Raw genomic sequence first — 19,710 nt, 5'->3', positions numbered from 1 at the left:
TGTGGTGTTGCTCTTGTAGGAAGTTTCTTACATATGTTTATCTGGCTGGGTGAGTTTCCTTGCTCCTATAAAAACCATGCAGGGTGAAGTGCTGTTTGGTCGAGCGTGAAGATGTAAGTAAATATTTGTTTGTGTACAGTCGTCGCTATGTATTAGTCTCCATTCGGTTTTGTTTTGGTTGGCTGTTTCTTTGCCTGTGGGTCGATATGTTTTTGTAGGAAAGTGGACGCGATCATATAGGGCGTTTGTACTGTTTTTGGAGAGTGGATCAGGATGATTAACCGTTCTGTATATGGCGCCGGTTTCTCGTTGCTGCTTTGTTTGCAGCCAGTACTGGCAGGCCCCACGCGGGACTGTTCACGGATTGTGTCGAACGTCGAGCGACTGGCCTGTTTCGATCAGGCTGCGAACACGCCGGCATACACGACAGAACGGCAGTGGTCTGCACCAGAGCAGCAGGCCCCGAGCGTGCTGCGCGTGATGGCAAATGAAGCGGCGCGGGCGCCGGATGACCTGACGTTTCACATCGGTAGCCGAACCGGTGACGGTGCCGGCGTTTCAGCGCTCGTGATATCAGCGCCTGCCATCGCATCGGGTAACGAACCCGCTTACCTGGCGATCAGTTGCATCCAGGCCATCTCCCGGTTGCAACTGATTGCCAAACGCCCGATCGAGGCAAGCTGGGTCAAGGTACGGCTGACAGGGCAGGGCTGGTCTACCCGTGAAACACCCTGGCAGGTGATGGAGAACGGGCAAGTAATCGATGCCGGCCGGGGCTTGCCGGCGATCGAGCAGATCAGGAAGCTGATTGGCGCCCATCGCATCGAAGTCTTGAGTGAGCACAGCGAGCTCGACGGGTTGATCTTCGATGCACAAGGGCTGACCCCGTTGATCAGCCAGGCGCGAAGCACATGCCGGTGGTAGCGCAGGTGTCAGAGGGCAAGCTCACGCGACTGCTGGCGCCGATCGATCCGGCAGTACCGGCTGGGCTGTTCGATGTCGAGGACGAAACCTACCAGGCGATCGACCAGGAGATGGTCAAGCTGGGCGGGCTGCAGGAGGCGATGATCGACTGGGTTTACATCGAAGAGGCGTCCTGTCAGTACCTGGGCCAGCAATGCAAGCACCTGCGAATCGTCGCGCACTTGAGTGCCGCCTGGTTACGCAACCGCTGCTGGGAGCGTTGGGGCGATACTTTGGCGTTGCTGGCCGGCATGATCGAGTGCTATTGGGAACCCGCCCACCCCAAGCCAGGGCCGAAAGGCTTCCTGACCAAGCGCAAGCTGGTCGGGCTGGTGATCAACCGCTTGACCGAGTCGCTGCCGCGTCTCGACCGTTTCACTTATACCCCTGCCCATGCAGCAGCAGCGCAGGCGGCGTTGAAACACCTACAACAACAGCACGCGGCACAGCTGGAGATTGCTGTTCTCGACGGGTTGGAGCGCCTGCTGTGCAAACACATTGAACGTGTCAGCGGTGCCGGCGAGGCTGCCATGCCCAAGGCGCCCGCTGCAAGCGTGAAGCCTGCGCCGCTGGCCGATGTCATCGCCGCGCCCGTGCCGCGTGTGTCGATGGGCAGTGAACGTGAGACACGACGGGCCATACTGGCCATGGCCGAACTCATCAACCAGCAGGATCCTTACGACCCAACCGGCTACCAGTTACGGCGTTTCGGGTTGTGGGCACACATTCAGGCGGCGCCTCCAGCCAGGCAAGGCACCCGCACGGAATTGATGGCGGTGCCACTGGATATCACGCGGGTCTATGAAGAGGCCATTGCCAGCACAGCGATAGACCCCGCCTTGCTTCAGCGCATCGAAAAAAGCGTGGCGGCGTGCCCCTACTGGATTCGTGGCAGCTTTCTGGCTGCAACCGTCGCCACGCGGCTGGCGATGAGCGATGTGGCTGAGGCCATCCGTTGCGCGACCGCCCGGTTTGTACAGCGCATGCCGGCACTTCAGCAGCTGTGCTTCAGCGACGGATTGGTATTTGTCGATGACCAATGCCTGGCGTGGCTCAAGGGCGCGCAAGGGCCTTCTGGCCAAGCGGCCCCTCCCCATGCGTTTGGTGGCCTGCACGAGGAACTGGCCGGCCAGCTGGACAGCGGCGGCGTAGAGCCCGTGCTGCTGAGGCTGCAAGCGCTGCAAGCGGACCTCGGTACCCCTCGAGACCGCTGCCATACCACCATGATCGCAGCCGATTTGCTGGCCGCACGGGGCGTGTCCTGGTTGGCCCAGGACTTGTGCGCCGGCGTTGCCCGAACGATGCAGCAAACCACCGCCAGTGCGTGGGAGCCAGAGGTATTCCAGCGGCTTCAGCAGTACGCAGCCCCTCCAACGCTGGCTGATCAACACAAGGACCAGGAGCCTCGATGAATCATATATGGAAGCAATTCAAAGCTTGGGGCTTGCCGTGGGTAACGCGCATTGGCCTGGCGTTGCCGCTGTTACTTGGGTTGGCGGCCACGCTGCTCCTGGTCGCCATCTGGTGGCTCGGCCCGCAATGGACGTGGCGTGAGCAACAGCCATTGGCCAGTGTGGCGCACCGCAGCGTCGCAAGTCTGGTACTCATGCTCGTGCCGCTAATAGGTTGGCTGGTGGTGCTGCGTACACGCTTTCGCCGATTGCAAGCGGAGCGAAGGCAGGCACGGGCTGCCGAACAGGATCGCGCGCTGCCGTTGGTGCAGGCGCAAGAGAAGGCGCTGAGCCAGGGGCTTGACCGGTACCTTGACAATGCCGGTGGGCCCCGCGCCTTGTACCGGCTGCCCTGGTACCTGGTGATGGGGGATGAACAGGCCGGTAAAACCAGCTTCATCGACTGCACCGATCAGCGTTTTACCCTGACACGTATCGATCAGGTCCAGGCACAAGGGCGACAGACTGAAGCGCTGGCCTATCCGGTGGGCTGGTGGGTCAGCGACGATGCTGTGCTCATCGACCCACCCGGTGCGTTCATCCGTCAGCAGCCAGCGGCCGGCTCGGCAGCCGACGCTCACGCCGAATCAGCGCCCTCCTGTGTGCCGGGGGCCCAGGCCAGGTTGTGGGACCACCTGTTGGGCTGGCTACTGCGAAATCGCAGCCAGCGAGCGCTTAACGGCGTGGTGCTGGTCGTCGACTTGCCGGCACTGCTGCATGGCACGCCTGAGCAGCGCGTTGCGCTGGCCCACAGGTTGCGCACCCGCCTGTACGAAGTGAGCAGCCACCTGGGATCGCGCTTGCCGCTCTACGTGGTACTGAGCAAATTCGATTTGCTGGACGGCTTCGATCAGTTCTACGGCAAGCTTTCGGCCGCCAGGCGCGAAAACCTGTTGGGGTTTACCTTCAAACTGGATGCGGTTGACGCGTTCGACGTCTGGCTGGATGAGTATGACGAGCACTACGGTCGGTTTCTCGGCACGTTGCAGGAGCAGCTCATCGATCAACTGGATGTACTGGTGAAGGCTCCACCGTGTGGGCGCCTGTTTTCGCTGTATGGGCAGCTGGTCGGGTTGCGCCCCATACTGCTTGCATTTCTGCGCGAAACCCTGGTGAGTGACCGTTACTCCACGCCCGCCCTGGTACGCGGTGTGTATTGGTCGTCTGTGATACAGCAAGGCGACATGCGCAATGCCTTTGTCCGTGAAGCCGCCCAGCCCTACAAGACGAAACTTCCGTTGCGTGAGGGCAAGGCACAAGGCAAGGCATTGGCCTACTTCATTCAGCAAGCCTTCAGACGGGTCATCTATCAGGAGGCCGGCCTGGCGGGCGACAACGTTCGGGTGGCGCGCAGCAAGCGTCAACTGCTGTGGGTCGGCTCGGGCGTGGGCATCCTTGCGTTCAGCATCGCCCTGGCAAGTTGGCAACGCTATTTCGACATCAATGGGTCCAAGGCCGCTAGCGTGCTCGCCAAAAGCCAGGAGTACAGCCATCACCAGGTCGATCAGCGCCTTGACCCGACCGGGCGCAACCTGTTGGCGCCGCTTGACCAGATCCGCGATGCGGTGGCGGTGTTTGGTGACTATCGCGTGGCATGGCCAGGGGTTGCCGATCTTGGCCTTTATCAAGGGCGAAACATTGGCCCCACGGTTGACGAAGCGTACCTCAGCTTATTGTCCAGGCGCTTTTTGCCGGCCTTGGCCAGCGGCGTGATCGATGCCATGAACGCAGCACCACCGGGCAGTGAGCAACAAATGGCGGCGCTCAGGGTTTACCGGATGATCGAGGACCGCCACAGTCGCCGGCCCGAATGGGTGGAAGACTGGATGGCGCGCCAATGGCAAAAGGCGTTTCCTGGCCAGGGGCAGTTGCAGCGAGACCTCATGCACCATTTGAAATACGCCCTGGCCTACGCTGACACCGATTTGCCGCAGTACCGTGAGCGTGTCAGCGAAGTGCAGCAGGCATTGCGTAAATTGCCTTTGCCACAGCGGGTTTATGAGGGGCTGAAGCAACAGGCTCACGAGCAATTGCACACCGGCCTGAACCTGCGTCACCAGGTAGGCCCTGCATTCGATGTCGTGTATCAGCCTTCTTTCGGGGCCAGGCAAGGGGAGGAGGATGTGCAGCTGCCCCCCATGCTCACAGCCAAAGGCTTCAGGGAGTACTTTGAACCGCGCAGCCAGCGGTTCGCTGAAATGGCGATGGTCGATCAGTGGGCGCTCGGGGAGCGCGCCCAGCTCGATTATTCGAGCGTTGATCGAGAGGCGCTAACCGAACGGCTGCACAACCTTTACAGCGCCGATTACGTAGACAGCTGGCGTCGCGCCTTGAACGCCTTCACCGTGGCGGACTTCCGTGATCTGGACCATGGTGTCACCGTTCTGGAACAGTTGACTGGCCCGGCAGCACCGTTGCAGCGGCTGCTGCATACGGTCAGGGATAACACGTCGCTTGCGTCACCGGCTGTTGTCGAGGCACCGGGCGAGGTTGGTTCGTTGCTGCCAGTAACGGGCAAGCCCGAGCAACAGCAAGCACAGGCCATCCAGCGGGCTTTTGCAGGCCTGGGCGCCATGTTGCTGGTGACAGGAGACAAACCGAGCTACTACGACGAAACCCTGGGTGCCGTATCGGCTGTGCTGGACTATGCCAAGGCCGTACAGGACAGCCCGGACCGCGGCAAGGCTGCGCTGCAAGCCGTGCATCAGCGCTTCTCGATGACCGGGCAGGACCCGATTGGCACCCTGCAACGTGTTGCCACAGGTTTGCCGGAACCGATCAACCACCAGGTCAGAAAGCTTGCCGACCAGACAGCCAAAGTGCTGAACGTTGAAGCACTGCGCGAACTGGAGCGACGTTGGGATGCTGAGGTGTACAGCTTCTTCCAGCAACGTCTGGCAGGCCGCTACCCCTTTGTGGTGAGGGCACCTGATGCTTCACTGGATGACTTCGAAGCATTCTTTGGGCCCAAAGGGCGCTTGAAGCAGTTTGATGATCAGTATCTCAAGGTCTTCCTCAAGGACAACCTTGAGGCGTTGCAGTTTGGCCAGCACGGGCATTCCCTGATTCGCCCCGACGTGATCGAGCAGCTAGAGCTGGCCGAACGGATTCGCGAAACCTTCTTCGATCAGCGCGGCAAATTGAGTGTGCAGTTCAGTATCGAACCGTTGGGGCTCAGTGCGAACCAGCGTACCAGCCTGCTGGACCTGGATGGCCAGTTGATCTCCTACACCCATGGGCCTACCCAGATAACCGGTATCGTCTGGCCCAATACCATGGGGCAGCAGGTACGCAGCAACCTGACTTTACTCAGGCAGAACGGCAATAGCAGCAGCCTCGAATACCGTGGCCCTTGGTCGATGTTCCGCTTGCTCAGCCGCGGCTCGCTCAATGGGCGCACGGCGACCAGCGTGGACCTGAGCTTCAGGACGGGCGACGGTGTAATGCGCTATCGGTTGAATGCTGAAAAGGCCTTCAACCCCATTACCCAGCAACCGTTCAAAGGTTTCCGCTTGCCACGCGGGTTAATGCAACAGCCAACCAAGGTTGCTCAAACGGGGCAACCGCATGAACAGCCTTTATGACACCATGTCTCGCTTAGGTCATGCCGAGCCCAAGCCGCTCAACAGCCTGCCGGCCAGATACCCAAAGGTCATCCCCGGCCCAAGGGTAATGCCACCGCTTGGGTAGTGCCCACCCATCACGCTGTGCATGTCGTTGCCCACCGCAAACAGCCCGGGTATCGGCTGCCCTGCGCGGTCCAGCACACGGGCCGAGGCGTCGGTGCCCAGGCCGGCGAAGGTGCCCAGGCTGCCCGGCAGTAGCTTCACGGCGTGAAACGGCCCATGCAGCAAGGGCCGCAGCGACGGGTTGGGGGCTTGCAACGGTTCGCCCTGAGCCCGGTTGTAGGCCGATGCGCCACGCTGGAATACGGGGTCCTCACCTTGGGCTGCATGCCGGTTGAAGTCGTGCACCGTGCGCTGCAGCTGCGCGGCATCGATCCCGCAGCGCTGCGCCAGTTCCGCCAGGCTGGCGCTACTGTGCAAGTAGCCACGGCGTTGATAGAAGCGGGTAGAGAACGGAAAGGGCTTGGCCCAGCCAATGCCATAGCGGCGTTGTGCTGCGTGGTCGCAGATCAGCCAGGCTTCAGGTGCTTCGCCGTGCGGTGTAGCGGCGAACAGTGCGTTCATGAAGTCATGGTAGCAATCGGCCTCGTTGACGAAGCGTCGGCCATCGCGACGTACCGCGATGAAGCCAGGTTTGGCGCGGTCGATCAGGTGCGGGAAATGGCCGAAACCGCCATCGCCGCATGGCACCTTCGATACAGGCGTCCAGGCGCCAGCCTGGGCCAGTGCCGTACTGACCAGGCCACCGGCTTGTTCACCCAACCGCAGGCCGTCGCCGCTGTTTTCCCTGGGTGCAGCGGAGTAGTGCTGGTCACCCTGCGGCGCATGCGGCATCAGTTGCGCGATGCGCTGGCGATCATGCGGGAAGCCACCGCAGGCCAATACCACACCACGGCGTGCCTGGATGACCTGGCCGTCGGCAAACAGTGCGCCACTGACTCGGCCTTCGCCCAGCAGGTGGCTGGCCGGTTTGTCGGTCAGCAGTGTCACATCAAGGTCGAGGGCGCTGCGTAGCAGGCGCGCCACCAGCGCATTGCCATTGACCAACTGCTGGCCGCGACGATGCAGCAGCAGGTCTCGCCCATGGCGCAGCAGGCGCTTGCTGACATGCAGCGCTGCCTTGGCCGAGCGTGTGGCGTTGAAGAAGGCGGCCATGTCGGTGCCACCGGCAATGCCCATGCCGGCCAGGCTGACGATGTCCAGCGGTGGGCGTAATGTGTGCAGCCAAGGACCGAGCTGGCGCCCGTCGTAAGGCAGGGCACACAGTGAGCGCCCTCCGTATGCACTGCCATCGCCTTCACGCATGTCGGGCATGCGGCTGCCGCTCTGGAACTGTACCGCCGTGTGCTGCTGGAAAAACGCCACCATTTCCGGGCCATGGCGCAGGAACGCACGTTGACGCGTGTCCAGTTCGCGGGTGTGGGTTTGCGCACGCAGGTAGCGCTCTGGGGCATCGTCGGCTTCGACGATGCCTTCAGCGATGGCCAGCGGGTTACGCGGTATCCACAACCAGCCCCCAGACCAGGCGCTGGTGCCGCCCAGCTGGCGGGCTTTTTCCGCAACGATCACATGCAGGCCGTGATGCGCGGCGGTTACGGCGGCAGCCAGGCCCGAAGCGCCGGAGCCAATGACGAGTACGTCACATTCGAGGGGGTGCATGAAGGGGTCCGCTCAGGCGTTGGTAGAGGGTGGCGCGCTTTACTGCAGCGGCGAAAAACCGGTGGGCCGCAGCAGCCGCGATTGCAGGCGCACAACGGCCCCGAGCTCGCGGTTAAGCCGCGAAAACGCTGCCCAGCGCGGGTCCGCTGCCATGGCTGTGCGCCGTGCGATGCGATCGTCGAGGCTAGAATAGCCCCAGATGTGCACCACCTGGTTGACGTCGCCGAACTCGCTGGTGAAAAAGCCGACCAGGTTACCCAGGTGTTCGCTTTGCACTTCCAGCGCATGGCTTTGGTACAGGGCTAGCCAGTCGGCCATTTTCAGTGGGTCGAGGGTGTAGGTTCTCAGTTCGTAGTACATGCCGGGGTCTCCGTGTGGGTGGCCGGCGCCTGCAGGCGCGCGGTGATGTGGTTGGCAGCGAGCCAGCCGAAGGTGAGGGCAGGGCCCAGGGTGATGCCGGGGCCGGGGTAGGTGCCCTTCATCAGTGAGTTCATGTCGTTGCCGACCGCATACAGCCCGGCAATTGGCTGGCCGCTACGGTCAAGCACGTTGGCATCGGCGTTGGTCACCAGGCCACGGGCCGACCCGAGGTCGCCGGTGTGAATGCGGATGGCGTAGAACGGCCCGCTGCTCAACGGCGCCAGGCAGGGGTTGGGCGTGTGTTGCGGGTCGCCCATGTAGCGGTTGTAGCTGTTGCCGCCTTTGCCGAACGCACGGTCGATGCCATTGCGGGCATCCGTGTTGAACTGCTCGAGGGTTTGCGCGAACACTTTGGGCTCTACGCCAATGGCCTGGGCCAGGGCTTGCGGTGTCGCGGCCCGGTACAGGTAGCCGGCGTCGATCAACGCCTGGTTGTTCACAGGTTTCGGCCGCGCCAGGCCGAGCCCATAGCGGTTCATCGCCTCGGCATCGCACACCAGCCAGCAGCTGGCAATGCCGTTGGCGAACATGGTCTGCACGAAGTGGTGGTAGGAGTCGGACTCGTTGACGAAGCGCCGCCCGGTCGGGTCTACCGCAATCACGCCAGGCTTGGCGCGGTCGGTGACCAGGTGCGGGAAGCGCTCCCGCTGGCCACCGGGATGGCGCCGTTCGGAAACCGGCGCCCAGAAGAAGTTGGCCGCCAGGCCTTCGCCCTCGGCGGCCGACACCGCCTGACCAAGGCGCAGGGCGGCACCGTCGTTGAAGGCGGGCGACATGGTTAGGTGCGGCGCCTCTTGGGCGGGGCGGTAGCTGGCGGCCAGTGCGCCTGCAGCGAACCCGCCCATGGCGCACACCACACCGCCACGTGCCATTACCCGCTGACGCCGGCCCTCGTGCAGTACAACCACGCCGGTCACCACGCCGTGCTCGACAATCAGCTCTTCGGCTTCGCTGCGCAACCACAGTTGCGTGCCATGGGCGAAGGCACTGGTGGCCAGGCGGGCGATCAATGCGTTGCCGGTGGTAAGCCGAGTGCCACGCGGGTGCTGCAGGCGGTCCCGCGCGTAGCGCACCATCAGTTTCAGGCAATGCCACAGCGAACCGGGCGAGCGGCGAATACTGAGAAAATGCTGGATATCCACGCGGTTGACCATCATGCCGCCGAACAGCAGCATGCCGGGCGGTGGCATCTGCAGGTCCTTGAGGCGCTGGCCAAGGTGCTTGCCGTCGTACTCGACCATTTCCAGTGCCCGGCCGAACTGCGTGGCGCCAGGTGCATCCGGGTAATAATCGGGTGAGTGCGGGCGTAAGGCATAGCGCAGTTCGGTGTGGCGCTCCAGCCAGCGCAGTGCCTGGTGCCCATGCTCGATGAAGGCGTCGCCCAGCATGGGGTCGTAGCCATCACCGATGACGTGTTTGAGGTAGGTGCGCATGGCCTCGGGGGAGTCCTTGGCACCCGCGTCACGGGCTTGATCAGTGCCGTACAGCCATACCGCACCGCCGGAAATCGCAGAGGTGCCGCCAAAGCGTTCGGCCTTTTCCACGACCAGCACCTTCAGCCCGCGGCAGGCCGCCGTGGCAGCCGCAGCCAAGCCGCCTGCGCCACTGCCCAGTACCACAAGGTCAACGCTTTGTTGTGTGTGTTCAAGGGTCGCCATGGCTTCAGATCTCCAGCGGCGTCACGCCCATGAAGGCGCCAAGGTGGCCGAGTTGGGCGTAGGCCATTTCCGGGCCTGTCTGGATCGGGCAGCCGACTTGCCGTGCGCGGTTCAGCAGTGGGGTGATCTCGGGCGAAGTGACCACGTCGGCCACCAGTGTTTCGGGTTGCAGGGTAGCCAGCAGGGCGGCGGGCAGTGGCAGCTCTGCGCTTGTGCCCATGCCGACCGGGGAGGCGTTGGCCACCAGGTCGAAGTCTTCCAGCCCACTGAACTGTGTGCTGACCGTAAGCCCAGGGAAGGCATTTTCGAGCAGCTCGCACACCGCACCCATGCGCGTTGTGCTGGGGTCGCTGAGGGTAATGCTGGCAATGCCTGCCTCGCCCAGCGCATAGGCGATGGCACTGCCAACACCGCCGCAACCGATCACCAATGCCCGCTTGCCCGTCGGTTTGAAGCCATGCTTGCGCGCAGCGCCCAGGAAGCCGGCGCCGTCGACGTTGTCGCCCAGCAAGCGCCCGTCGCGCTCGCGGCGTATCACATTGACCGACCCCAGTGCCGCCGCACGTTCGCTCAGGCTATCCAGGCGGTTGGCCAGGGCCTGCTTGTACGGCACGGTGACCACGCAGCCGCGCAGGTTTTGCCAGCCGCGCAGGGTGTCGGCAAAGCTGTCCAGCGCCGCCTGGTGCAGGTCGATGGGCAGCATGGCGAGGTTGCAGTTGTTGTGGGTGAACCAGGTGTTGAAGTTTTCCGGGGACTTCACCTGGGCGACGGGCGAACCGACGATGGCGACCAGTTCAGTGGAACCACGAATCATGCTGACCTCCTTATTGGCGTTTTTATGGCGGCAAGCGTGAAGCAGCGGGGTGCGGCCAACAATGCGCTAATCGGTGGTTTAGTGCGATAATCGCAATCATGTTCCGGTTATCGCGGTAATCGGCTGTTTTTTTTCCCCACTTGCGAGTTGAAGGCATGAACACCCCCGCCATTCATCCCCGTGACCTGATTGCCGGCTTGCAGAAAGGCCTGGCCCTGATGCAGCTGTTCAGCGCCGAGCAGCCACGCCTGAGCGTGCCGCAGGCAGCCAGGCTGTCTGGCCTTACGCCCAGCGCCACCCGGCGCTTTTTACTGACTTTGGTGCATGAGGGCTTTGCCGAAACCGACAGCCGCGAGTACTGGCTGACGCCCAAGGCGCTGCGCCTTGGCCAGGCGTATGTCGACTCGGCGCAACTGCCGCGCATGCTGCGGCCGATCGTCGAGCAGGTGGCGCGGCAGACCCAGGAGCATGTATCAGTGGGCACCCGCGATGGCGACGAGATCATCCACCTGGTGCGCAGCCGCTACAGCCATGTGGCGTCGTTGTCGATCAGGCCAGGCTCGCGGGTGCCGATGTATTGCACGGCGGGGGGACGGATATGGCTGGCTTGGCTGGATGAAAGCGAGCGGGATGACTACTTTGCACGCAACCCGCTGCGGGCACTGACGCCTTACACACAGACTGACCGTGGGCTGCTGGAGGCGGAGTTGCTGCGGGTGAAAACGCAGGGCTTCTGCATGGTCGACCAGGAATATGAGATGGGTATGCGTGTGTTGGGGGTACCGCTGCTGGATCGGGCCGGGCAGTTGAAAGCAACGCTCACCATCACGACCCATGCTTCGCGCCTGAGCGTGGATGAAATTCGGTTGCGGTATGTGCCGACACTGTATGAAGCGCAGGCGTTGTTGCAGCCAGTGATGGCTTGAGGCGGCATGGCTGGGGAATTGCGTAGCCATCTTCGCGGGCAAGCCCGCTCCCACAGGTATCGTGCAGAGTGCCGGGCTTGCGCAATCCCTTAGGAGCGGGCAGTACATACCCTTAGAAAATATTGAGCGGGTACTCGGTAATTACCCGCACTTCATCAATCTGGCCACCACGCTCCGAGCTACGGTAGCTGGCCTGCCGCACCCGGAACGACAAGTCCTTGGCTACGCCGGCCTGCACCACATAGCGTACTTCAACGTCACGCTCCCAGGCCTTGCCATCGAGGTCGCCGCCGGTGCCGCTCTTGAAGTCGGAGCCTTTCACATAGCGGGTCATGAAGTTCAGCCCTGGTGCGCCATAAGCGGCCATGTTCAGGTCGTATCGGGCCTGCCAGGACTTTTCGTTCTCGTAGTCGAAGTCCGAGTACTGCACCGAGTTGGCAAAGTTGTAGACCGCGTTGCCGTCTGGCCCGTACACGTAGTCGCCGGTGCCGGACACCTTCTGGTAGGCCAGGGTGAAGGCATGAGCGCCCAGCGTCCAGGTCCCCCCCAGGCTCCAGATGCGGTTGTCCAGGTCGCCACTGCGGGCTTGGCCGATGCTTTGCGTGTCGTAGGCGTTGAAGTCGAACTTAAGCGATTGGCCGGAACCCAGCGACAACAGGTAGCGGGTGTTCACGTAGTACTTGCGAAAGTGCTCGGCAGTTTTGGCGTAGTACAGGCTGCTGGAGAGCCGCTCATTGAACGTGTACACCCCGCCCAGGTAGTCCACGGCGGTCATGCGCCCGCTGTCGCGGGATGACTGGTTGCGGTTGGTCAGGCCGGTGAAGTGCCCCGCGTCCAACTGCAGATTGCGGATTTCCTTGCTGGTGAGCGAGAAGCCGTCGACGGTTTCCGGCAGCAGGCGGCTGTCGGAGGTGGCCAGCACAGGCACAGCCATGACCTGCGTGCCGTATTTGAGCACGGTGTTGGACGCGCGCATTTTCAGCACTGCGCCGGCTTTGCTCATGTCTTGCTTGGCGCCATGGCTGTCCTGCTCCAGCAAGCCCGTACCGCCCCCCGTGCGGCCGTCACCCGTGTCGAGCTTGAAGGCGTACTGGCCGATCAGGTCGATGCCAAAGCCGACGGTGCCTTGGGTGAAGCCGGACTGAAAGGTACCGATAAAGCCTTGGGCCCATTCCTCGCCGTAGTTTTGCCGTGCGCCGCTGGCGCGGTTGTCACGCTGCATGTACATGTTGCGTGCCTTGACAGACAGCTTGCTGCCTTCGATGAAACCTGCCGATTCGGACTGCTCGCTGGCCTGCAGCAAGGGGCTGGCAGACGCCAGCAACAGGGCGGTGACGCCGAGTGTGTTGATGCTCATTTCATGCTCCGTTTGCTTGTTCTAGTTAGATGGCAGCGTGATGCAAGGGGTGCCTGAGCCGTTTTGCAGGCGTGCAGAAGCCCTGTCCGCGCCTGTGCAGGGCGGAGCATTCGTACGTTTACAGATGGCTCAAGCGGGTGGTGCGCCCGCTGGCCGGCACCTGAGGTGCCGGCAGCGGGCCAGGTGGCCTCGGCCTATCGCTCGATCTGGCGATTCCAGCGGGCGTTCCATTCCGGACGTTGGGTGTTGACCTGGTCCCAGTCGATGGTAACGGCCGTTTGCAGGTAGGTCTGCATGGCCTCGACCTGGCCACGGGTCTTGTCGCTGGTCGGGGTGTTGGGGTTGGACGGGATCTGGTCACCCAGTTCCAGAGCCGGAGCCTGCGCTTCGGGGCTCAGCAGGAATTCGGCGAGCTTTTGCGCAAGCTCCGGCTGGTCGTTGTTGGCGGTGACGCATTCGGCCTGGTTGAGCACCACGGCGCCTTCCTTGGGCGCTGCGTACTCCACCGGGATGCCTTTGAGCTTCAGTGCCGTCACTTGGGTGGGGGTGAGCGGGAACAGTGCGGCTTCGTCGGTTTGCACCATTTCCGAGAGCTTGGCCGAGTTGGGGATGTACTCCAGCACGTTCGGGCCAACGTTCTGCTTCCAGGCAGCGAAGCCCGGGTTGACGTCGATATCGGTGCCGCCGTGCAGGCGGTTGTACATCAGAAAACCGTGCAGGCCGAAGGTGGACGAGGCCATCGACTGGAACACCACCTTGTCTTTGAAGCGCGGGTCGGCCAGGTCATTCCACGAGGTGGGTGCGGCCCAGCCCTTTTCCTTGAACAGGCGGCTGTTGTAGGCCAGGCCGGTTACCCCCAGGCTGACGGCGGCGGCCTTGTCCTTGATCAGGGCCTTTTCCGGCAGCTGGGCCAGGGTCGGATTGGGCTTGAGCGTGCTGCACAGCCCCATGCCAATGGCGCGGTACATGATGCCGTCATCCAGCACCATCACATGGATCGACGGCTTGTTCGGCGTAGCTTGGACCTTGGCCAGGATGTCGGCCGACGTGCCGGGCACGATCACCACCTTTACATCGTTGGCCTTCTCGAACCGGGGCAGGATGTTGTCGCTGAACAGCCGTTCCATGGTGCCACCGTTCATGCCCAGGTACAGCGTGGGTTGGGCCATGGCGGGCAGGCAGGCGAACAGGCCGGGCACGGTGCAGAACAGGGCGAGCAAACGTTGCTTGTGCGTCATGACAGGTTTTCCTTGTGGTGGTGGTTGGGCTGAAAACGGTGGATGGAAAAGGCCGCGAGGCTGATGGCGGGTGTGCCCTGCAGGATGCATTGCGCCAGTGCTTCACCCGCCGCCGGGCCAATCTGGAAACCCGCGCCGGCAAAGCCGAAGCCGTGCAGCAGGCCGGGTCGTTGCAGGCTGGGGCCAAGCACCGGTTCGTCGTCGGGCAGGTAGCCTTCGGTGCCGCTCCAGGTGCGGATGGCTTGGGCACCGGCCAGGGCCGGGTACAGCTCGGTGGCGTTGCGCAATATGTCGAGCACGGCGGCCTGGCCCGGGCGTGCGGTGGTCGGGGTCAGGGCAAAGCCGCGCCCGCCGCCGAGCACGCAGTTGCCACGCGCTACCTGGCGGGCGTAGATACCGCCGCCTTCTACCCCGGTGCTGGCGGTCATGAACAGCGGCAGCGGCTCGGTGACCAGCATGGCCGGGTGGGCGGCGGTGAGTGGCACCGGTTCGCCGAACTGTTCGGCCAGTTGGGCCGACCAGGCGCCGGCGCAGTTCAACAGCCAGGGTGCCTTGAAGCACTGGCCGTTGCTGGTGTGTACGCTGAAGCGCTGGCCGTCGTGGTCCACATCAAGCACTTTGCACTGCTCGTGCACCTCGGCACCGCTGTGCCGGGCTGCCTGGGCGAACGCCGGCGATACAAGGCGAGGGTTGGCGTGGCCATCCTCGGGGCAATACGAGGCACCGACGGCGATGTCGCCCACCCAGGGAAAGCGTTGGCGCAGCTCGCGGCGTTCCAGCAGTTGCAGGCGCAGGTCAAAGGCCTGGGTACGGCGTGCATAGGCCTTCAGGGCATCGAAATCGGTTTCGCTGCGGGCCAGCTTCAGGTGGCCGCTGCGGGCGTACTCGCCGTCGATGCCGATCCATTCGCGCAGCTGCCCCCAAATGGCATGGGCGCGCATCGACAACGGCAGCTGAGCCAGCGAGCGTCCCTGACGGCGCACGCCACCGTAGTTCACCCCGCTGGAATGCGAGCCGCAGAAGTCGCGCTCCAGCAGCGCCACGTGCTGGCCAGCACGGGCCAGGGTCAAGGCAGCGCTGCTGCCGACGATGCCGCCACCGACGATGATGGCGTCCACTTCAAGCAGCCTCATGGCTTTATCTCCAGACCAAAGGGCAGCGGCTTGACCGGTGCCTGGCCGCGCAAGCGCCCGACCTGATCAATGGGCCGACCGCTTTCGCAGGCAATCAGCTCGGCGGCAGCGGCGCCGCACACACGGCCTTGACAGCGGCCCATGCCAACCCGGCACATGGCCTTGACCCGGTTGATTTCCCAGTGCCCGGCGCGCACGGTAGCGCGGATTTCCCCGGCGCTGACCTGCTCGCAACGGCACACGGTCAGCAGGTCGGAGGCTTGGCTGGCCCATTGTTCGGGGAACGGGAAGGCTTGCTCCAGGCCCTGACGAAAGCGCTGCAACGTGGCCAAGCGCTTTTCCAGCTGTCGCTGGCGTTGCGGGTTGCCACGCTTGCCGAGATCGGCCAGCAGCGTCAGGGCTGCCAGTTCGCCGGTCATTTCCGCACCATCGGCACCCAGGATGCCGGCACCGTCGCCCGCCAGGTACACGCCGGGGCTGCTGGCGCGGCCCTGGGGGTCACGTACCGGTAGCCAAGCGCGGTTGAGGGTGTTCCAGGCAAACTCGCAGCCCAGCAGGTCGGCCAGCTGGGTTTCGCTGCGCAGGGCGTGGGCGAAGGCCACGGCGTCGCAGGGCAGCTGATACTGCTGACCGTTGAGTGACCAGCGAACGCCGCTGGCGCGTTGTTCGCCGTCAATGCCGAGCAGGGTTACTCCCTGGTGCACCGGTATGCCTTTGCGGGCAAGCCATGCGCGGTAGTAAAGGCCTTTGGCAAAGGTGCCCGGCTGCAGCAGCAGGCGTGGCAGGGCACGTACCTGGGCGCTGAACGGCGAGGTGTCGAGCACTGCGCTGACCGTGGCGCCGGCCCTGGCGTACTGATAGGCCACCAGGTACAACAGCGGCCCACTGCCTGCCAGCACCACCCGCTCGCCGATGGCGCAGCCCTGGAACTTAAGGGCAATCTGTGCGGCGCCCAAGGTATAGACCCCAGGCAAGGTCCAGCCGGGGATCGGCAACACGCGGTCGGTGGCGCCGGTGGCGACAATCACCCGGTCGAACGCCAGGCGGTCGGCCAACTCGCCCTGTTGCAAGGTGTCCAGCACCTGCTGCTCAGCGTTCCACACCAAGGTATCCGGGCGGTAGTCGAGTTGCCCGCGCAGTTGCTCAAGGGTGGTATGCACGGCTTGTGCCTTGCCGGCCTCGAAACCGTACAACGCCTTGGCCGACCGGCGAAAGTTGGCTGGCTGCTGGCGGTAGATCTGCCCACCGCCGCGACTGGCTTCGTCCAGCAGCACCGGGCGCATGCCGTGGTCCACCAGGGTTTGCGCGGCGCGGATGCCGGCGGGGCCGGCACCGATGATCACGATTGCAGTCATGGACGGCGCCCCGGGTCGCGGGTGATGCACTGGCCGGCTTCCAGAAAGGTCGAGCAGGCGCGCACCCGGCGCCCATCCTGCAGGCGTACCCAACAGTCCTGGCAGGCACCCATCAGGCAGAAACCGGCGCGCGGCTCGGCGCTGAAGTCGCTGCCGCGCAGGTGCGTGGCATTGGTCAGGATAGCGGTCAGCAGGGTGTCGCCGTTCATGCCCTGGGCTGGCTGGCCGTCGAGCAAAAAGGGCAGCGGCTCGCGGTCGTGCTCGGCCACGCGCTTGAACAGGGGCATAGGGGCATTCCTTGTCATTGCTTGCCCACCAGTACGCGGTCCAGGCCGTAAACCCGGTCCAGGGCGACCATGGTCAGGGCGGTGACGGCGATCACCAGTGCCGAAACGGCGGCCATCATCGGGTCGATCGATTCGGTGGCGTACACGTACATGCGCACGGGCAGAGTCTGCGTGGCGGGTGAGGTGACGAAGATCGACAGCGTGACTTCGTCGAAGCTGTTGATGAACGCCAGCAGCCAGCCACCGGCCACCCCCGGCAAGATCATCGGCAGGGTCACTTTGCAGAACAGCGTGACGCGGCCTGCGCCCAGGCTCTGTGCGGCCTGCTCGGCGCTGCGGTCGATGCCAATGGCGGCAGCCAGCACCAGGCGCAGCACGTAGGGTGTAATGACCACCACATGGGCGAACACCAGCCAGGCGAAGCTGCCATTGACCCCAAGCAAGGCGAACAGCCGCAGCAGGGCTACACCCAGCACCAGGTGCGGGATGATGATGGGTGACAGCAGCAGCCCGTTGACAAAGCCCTGGCCCGGGAAGCTGTAGCGGGTCAGCGCCAGGCCAGCGGGTACGGCGATCAGGGTGGCCAGCGAGGCCGCCAGGGCGGCGAGTTTCAGGCTGTTGTAGAACGCGTCAAGGAAGTCGGCGCGCTCGAACACGGCGCTGAACCAGCGCAGCGAGAAGCCGGCGGTGGGCAGGCTCAGGGTGTTTTCCGGGGTGAATGCCACCAGGCACACCACCACCAGCGGGGCGAGCATGAACAGCATCACCAGGGCGTGAAAAGACAGGGCCAGCGGGCCGTTACGGGTCATGGGTTCAAACTCCAAGTGCGCGTTTGTAGCGGCGTTCCACCAGCCGGTTCCAGCTGAGCATCACCAGCAGGTTGATCAGCAGCAGGGCGACCGCGATGGTGGCGCCCATCGGCCAGTTCAGTTCGGCCAGGTACTGGTCGTAAATCATGGTGGCGACCATCTTCAGTCGGCGCCCGCCCAGCAGCCCGGGGATGGCGAACGAGCTGGCCGCCAGGCCGAACACGATCAGGGTGCCCGACAGCACGCCCGGCATGATCTGTGGCAGCACGATGCGGCGGAACACCGTCCACTGGCTGGCGCCCAGCGACAGTGCAGCCTGTTCGGCGGCCGGGTCGAGCTTCTGCAACGAGGTCCAGACCGGGATGATCATGAACGGCAGCATCACGTGGACCAGGCCGATGATCACCGCGAACGGGGTGTACAACAGCTTTATCGGCTGCCCACCGAGGGCGCTGATGCCTTGGTTGATCAGGCCGTCAGAGCCCAGCAGCAGGCTCCAGCCGAAGGCGCGCACCACCACCGAAATCAGCAGCGGGGTCAGCACCAGGATCAGAAAGATCGAGCGCCACGGCGCGCCCATGCGGCTAAGCACCATGGCCTCGGGGATGCCGATCAGCACGCACAGCAAGGTGACCAGGGCGCTGATCCAGAAGGTGCGAAAGAAAATCTCGTAGTAATAGGTGTCGGTCACCAGGCTCAGGTAATGGCTGAGGGTGTATTGGCCGGCCTGGATGCCGCTGCTGTAGTCGAACGCGTTGAACGACAGCAGCACGGTCAACCCCAGCGGCATTACCAGCAAGGCCAGGAACAACAGCAGGGCCGGGCTGCTCAGGCCGTAGCCCCAGGCGTTGTTGCGCAGTTTTGCCGTACTCATGCCGCCACCTCGGCCGCGTTCAGCACCCGCAGCAGGGCATCGTTCCAGTCCAGGCCAACCGGCGCACCTTCGTCCAGCGGCGCGCTGCCATCGTTGGCGCGGACCACGGCCAGGTTGCCCAGGGCAGTATCAACGCGGTATAGCCACTGGCTGCCGAGGAAGTAGCGGCAGCTGATGCGCCCTGACAGTTTGCCGCTGCCCGCCGGGCCGAGGCTGATCTTTTCCGGGCGCAGGCTGAGGGTCAGCGGCCCCTGGGGCGCTGCCTGCGGTTGGCCGCCAGAGCCGGTGACGCCACGCAGGCGGTTGGCCTTGCCGACAAAGTCGGAAATGAACGGCGTGCCCGGGTGTTCGTAGAGGCGGTAAGGGTCATCGACCTGGGTGATGCGCCCGGCTTCCATCACCACCACCCGGTCGCTGATCGACAAGGCTTCGGCCTGGTCGTGGGTGACCATCAACGTGGTAATGCCGACTTCATTCTGGATACGGCAGATCTCGAACTGCATTTCTTCACGCAGGTGTGCGTCCAGGTTGGACAGCGGCTCGTCCAGCAGCAGCACGGGCGGTTCGATCACCAGCGCGCGTGCCAGTGCTACACGCTGGCGCTGGCCGCCGGACAATTCCCGTGGGTAGCGGTCGGCATGCTTGTCCAGGCGCACCAGCGCCAGCGCCTGGTCCACGCGGCGGGCGATGTCGGCATTGCCTACCTTGCGCATGCGCAGGCCAAAGGCAACGTTGTCGCGCACGGTCATGTGCGGGAACAGCGCGTAGCTCTGGAACACCACGCCCAGGCCGCGGCTGGCTGGTTTGGCGTGGGTGATGTCGCGGCCATCGAGCACGATGCGGCCACTGGTGACCTCGACGAAGCCGGCAATCATCTGCAGGGTGGTGGTCTTGCCGCAGCCGGAAGGGCCGAGCAGGGAGACAAACTCGCCTTTTTCGATGGCCAGTGACGAACTGGCCACGGCCTCCGTGGCGCCATAGCGCTTGCAGAGTTTGTCGATCAACAGAAAGGTCATGGCTGTGCTCCATCGCAAACGGAACCGGGATAAACCGGCAGTTTCAGGGTGGGCAGAGCGCCAGCGGCGAAAAGCAATGCTTTTACGGACGTTGGCGCTCGCTTCTGTGGCGGCGGCCGATGTT

General features: G+C 63.7%; 16 protein-coding genes. 4 read left to right on the top strand and 12 right to left on the bottom strand.

What is annotated here, in order from left to right:
• Positions 1 to 273 precede the first annotated feature (273 nt).
• Genes vasI through tssM form a run of 3 tightly spaced genes read left to right on the top strand, consistent with a single transcriptional unit; the run spans position 274 to position 5,998 of the window.
• Positions 274 to 924 (top strand): type VI secretion system-associated protein VasI, encoded by a 651-nt coding sequence (gene vasI / locus D8767_RS17045; protein WP_028699987.1) that lies wholly within the window; start codon positions 274 to 276, stop codon positions 922 to 924.
• Complete coding sequence (gene tssA / locus D8767_RS17040) at positions 912 to 2,375, top strand: type VI secretion system protein TssA (protein ID WP_016714363.1); 1,464 nt, start codon at positions 912 to 914, stop codon at positions 2,373 to 2,375. The genes vasI and tssA overlap by 13 nt, the downstream gene beginning before the upstream one ends.
• Complete coding sequence (tssM, locus tag D8767_RS17035) at positions 2,372 to 5,998, top strand: type VI secretion system membrane subunit TssM (protein ID WP_016714362.1); 3,627 nt, start codon at positions 2,372 to 2,374, stop codon at positions 5,996 to 5,998. The genes tssA and tssM overlap by 4 nt, the downstream gene beginning before the upstream one ends.
• Positions 5,999 to 6,016: 18 nt before the next feature.
• On the opposite strand, the gene D8767_RS17030 is transcribed toward tssM, so the two are convergent.
• Genes D8767_RS17030 through D8767_RS17015 form a run of 4 tightly spaced genes read right to left on the bottom strand, consistent with a single transcriptional unit; the run spans position 6,017 to position 10,591 of the window.
• Entirely contained in the window at positions 6,017 to 7,699 is a 1,683-nt protein-coding gene (locus tag D8767_RS17030; protein ID WP_028699989.1) for an FAD-dependent oxidoreductase, read from the bottom strand.
• Positions 7,700 to 7,738: 39 nt separating this feature from the next.
• The gene (locus D8767_RS17025) at positions 7,739 to 8,059 is read right to left on the bottom strand and encodes an NIPSNAP family protein (protein ID WP_016714360.1); all 321 of its coding nucleotides are present in this window, start codon (positions 8,057 to 8,059) and stop codon (positions 7,739 to 7,741) included.
• Positions 8,044 to 9,777, bottom strand: coding sequence for an FAD-dependent oxidoreductase (locus tag D8767_RS17020; RefSeq protein ID WP_016714359.1), 1,734 nt, complete (start codon positions 9,775 to 9,777; stop codon positions 8,044 to 8,046). The genes D8767_RS17025 and D8767_RS17020 overlap by 16 nt, the downstream gene beginning before the upstream one ends.
• Before the next feature lie 4 nt (positions 9,778 to 9,781).
• Positions 9,782 to 10,591 carry a shikimate dehydrogenase gene (locus tag D8767_RS17015; RefSeq protein WP_016714358.1) on the bottom strand — a complete coding sequence of 270 codons (810 nt, stop codon included), beginning with the start codon at positions 10,589 to 10,591 and terminating at the stop codon, positions 9,782 to 9,784.
• Between the two features lie 155 nt (positions 10,592 to 10,746).
• Here D8767_RS17015 and D8767_RS17010 point away from each other — a divergent pair, with 155 nt between their 5' ends.
• Complete coding sequence (locus D8767_RS17010; RefSeq protein WP_016714357.1) at positions 10,747 to 11,517, top strand: IclR family transcriptional regulator C-terminal domain-containing protein; 771 nt, start codon at positions 10,747 to 10,749, stop codon at positions 11,515 to 11,517.
• Between the two features lie 112 nt (positions 11,518 to 11,629).
• Here the strand turns inward: D8767_RS17010 and D8767_RS17005 are convergent, their stop codons facing one another.
• From D8767_RS17005 to D8767_RS16970, 8 genes are all read right to left on the bottom strand, one after another.
• Positions 11,630 to 12,874, bottom strand: coding sequence for an OprD family porin (locus D8767_RS17005; RefSeq protein WP_016714356.1), 1,245 nt, complete (start codon positions 12,872 to 12,874; stop codon positions 11,630 to 11,632).
• A gap of 194 nt (positions 12,875 to 13,068) precedes the next feature.
• Positions 13,069 to 14,112 carry a polyamine ABC transporter substrate-binding protein gene (locus D8767_RS17000; protein WP_016714355.1) on the bottom strand — a complete coding sequence of 348 codons (1,044 nt, stop codon included), beginning with the start codon at positions 14,110 to 14,112 and terminating at the stop codon, positions 13,069 to 13,071.
• Entirely contained in the window at positions 14,109 to 15,245 is a 1,137-nt protein-coding gene (locus D8767_RS16995) for an FAD-binding oxidoreductase (protein WP_016714354.1), read from the bottom strand. Before D8767_RS16995 ends, D8767_RS17000 begins: the two co-directional genes overlap by 4 nt.
• On the bottom strand, positions 15,242 to 16,600 hold the full coding sequence (locus D8767_RS16990; protein WP_016714353.1) for an NAD(P)/FAD-dependent oxidoreductase: 1,359 nt from the start codon (positions 16,598 to 16,600) through the stop codon (positions 15,242 to 15,244). Before D8767_RS16990 ends, D8767_RS16995 begins: the two co-directional genes overlap by 4 nt.
• Positions 16,597 to 16,887: a (2Fe-2S)-binding protein gene (locus D8767_RS16985; RefSeq protein WP_016714352.1), complete on the bottom strand. Its 291-nt coding sequence runs from the start codon at positions 16,885 to 16,887 to the stop codon at positions 16,597 to 16,599. Before D8767_RS16985 ends, D8767_RS16990 begins: the two co-directional genes overlap by 4 nt.
• Before the next feature lie 14 nt (positions 16,888 to 16,901).
• Positions 16,902 to 17,696: an ABC transporter permease gene (locus D8767_RS16980; RefSeq protein ID WP_016714351.1), complete on the bottom strand. Its 795-nt coding sequence runs from the start codon at positions 17,694 to 17,696 to the stop codon at positions 16,902 to 16,904.
• A 4-nt stretch (positions 17,697 to 17,700) separates the two neighbouring features.
• Entirely contained in the window at positions 17,701 to 18,570 is an 870-nt protein-coding gene (locus D8767_RS16975) for an ABC transporter permease (protein WP_016714350.1), read from the bottom strand.
• Positions 18,567 to 19,586 (bottom strand): ABC transporter ATP-binding protein, encoded by a 1,020-nt coding sequence (locus D8767_RS16970; RefSeq protein ID WP_016714349.1) that lies wholly within the window; start codon positions 19,584 to 19,586, stop codon positions 18,567 to 18,569. The genes D8767_RS16975 and D8767_RS16970 overlap by 4 nt, the downstream gene beginning before the upstream one ends.
• Positions 19,587 to 19,710 lie beyond the last annotated feature (124 nt).

The sequence above is a fragment of the Pseudomonas sp. LTGT-11-2Z genome (assembly GCF_003691445.1).
Taxonomy (GTDB): domain Bacteria; phylum Pseudomonadota; class Gammaproteobacteria; order Pseudomonadales; family Pseudomonadaceae; genus Aquipseudomonas; species Aquipseudomonas monteilii.
Note: the sequence above shows the minus strand (reverse complement) of the source record. Positions and strands in the feature narration are given on the sequence as shown.

Bases quoted from the DNA above. Each gene is read 5' to 3' on its own strand.
- vasI (WP_028699987.1), top strand. From the start codon at position 274: ATGATTAACCGTTCTGTATATGGCGCCGGTTTCTCGTTGCTGCTTTGT.
- tssA (WP_016714363.1), top strand. From the start codon at position 912: ATGCCGGTGGTAGCGCAGGTGTCAGAGGGCAAGCTCACGCGACTGCTG.
- tssM (WP_016714362.1), top strand. From the start codon at position 2,372: ATGAATCATATATGGAAGCAATTCAAAGCTTGGGGCTTGCCGTGGGTA.
- D8767_RS17030 (WP_028699989.1), bottom strand. From the start codon at position 7,699: ATGCACCCCCTCGAATGTGACGTACTCGTCATTGGCTCCGGCGCTTCG.
- D8767_RS17025 (WP_016714360.1), bottom strand. From the start codon at position 8,059: ATGTACTACGAACTGAGAACCTACACCCTCGACCCACTGAAAATGGCC.
- D8767_RS17020 (WP_016714359.1), bottom strand. From the start codon at position 9,777: ATGGCGACCCTTGAACACACACAACAAAGCGTTGACCTTGTGGTACTG.
- D8767_RS17015 (WP_016714358.1), bottom strand. From the start codon at position 10,591: ATGATTCGTGGTTCCACTGAACTGGTCGCCATCGTCGGTTCGCCCGTC.
- D8767_RS17010 (WP_016714357.1), top strand. From the start codon at position 10,747: ATGAACACCCCCGCCATTCATCCCCGTGACCTGATTGCCGGCTTGCAG.
- D8767_RS17005 (WP_016714356.1), bottom strand. From the start codon at position 12,874: ATGAGCATCAACACACTCGGCGTCACCGCCCTGTTGCTGGCGTCTGCC.
- D8767_RS17000 (WP_016714355.1), bottom strand. From the start codon at position 14,112: ATGACGCACAAGCAACGTTTGCTCGCCCTGTTCTGCACCGTGCCCGGC.
- D8767_RS16995 (WP_016714354.1), bottom strand. From the start codon at position 15,245: ATGAGGCTGCTTGAAGTGGACGCCATCATCGTCGGTGGCGGCATCGTC.
- D8767_RS16990 (WP_016714353.1), bottom strand. From the start codon at position 16,600: ATGACTGCAATCGTGATCATCGGTGCCGGCCCCGCCGGCATCCGCGCC.
- D8767_RS16985 (WP_016714352.1), bottom strand. From the start codon at position 16,887: ATGCCCCTGTTCAAGCGCGTGGCCGAGCACGACCGCGAGCCGCTGCCC.
- D8767_RS16980 (WP_016714351.1), bottom strand. From the start codon at position 17,696: ATGACCCGTAACGGCCCGCTGGCCCTGTCTTTTCACGCCCTGGTGATG.
- D8767_RS16975 (WP_016714350.1), bottom strand. From the start codon at position 18,570: ATGAGTACGGCAAAACTGCGCAACAACGCCTGGGGCTACGGCCTGAGC.
- D8767_RS16970 (WP_016714349.1), bottom strand. From the start codon at position 19,586: ATGACCTTTCTGTTGATCGACAAACTCTGCAAGCGCTATGGCGCCACG.